General features: G+C 74.6%; 1 protein-coding gene. It reads left to right on the top strand.

The annotated features are described in order from the left end of the window. Positions 1 to 13 precede the first annotated feature (13 nt). Positions 14 to 741: FAD-dependent monooxygenase (locus AC2W7M_RS26675; protein ID WP_486136217.1), on the top strand; the 728-nt coding region annotated here is incomplete at its 3' end.

Below are 741 nucleotides of genomic sequence, written 5' to 3' on the forward strand. Positions count from 1 at the left end.
CTCGCGCGGGCGGATGTTCCCACCGCCCTCGTCACCGGCCCGGCGCGCCGGCGCCGACCACCGCACCACCGCGCTGCTGGACGGCTCGGTGCGCATCCTCAAGGACTTCGGCGTGTGGGACGAGGTGGCGCCGAAGGCGGCGCCGCTGCGGGACATGCGGATCGTCGATGCCACGCGGCGCCTACTGCGCGCGCCGGAAGTGACGTTCCGCTCCGCCGAGATCGACCTCGACGCCTTCGGCTACAACCTCGCCAATGACGATCTCCGCCTCGGCCTCCTCAAGGCCGCCGAGGCGGAGCCGGCGCTCGCCATCTTCCGCACCTCGCTCACCGGCCTGGAGGTGGGCGCCGATGCAGCCCGGCTGACGCTGGAGGACGGCACGGCGCTCTCTGCCCGGCTGGTCGCGGCGGCGGACGGGCGCGGCTCGCGGGTGCGCGAGGCCTGCGGCATCTCCATGCGGCGGCGCGAGTATCCCCAGGTGGCCTTCACCGCCACGGTGCGCCATGCGCGGCCGCACGAGGACACCTCCACCGAATTCCACACCGAGACCGGCCCTTTCACGCTGGCGCCGCTGCCGGGCAACCGCTCCTCCATCGTCTGCGTGGTGGACGACCGCGAGGCGGTGCGCCTCATCGGCCTGCCCGACGCGGAGCTGGCGCGGGAGCTGGAGGCGCGGTGCGCCTCGGTGCTCGGCGCGTTCGAGATGGAGGCGGGCCGCGGCGCATTTCCCGCTGGCGGCCG

Source organism: Xanthobacter sp. BG11Y11_SDJG, assembly GCF_057364445.1.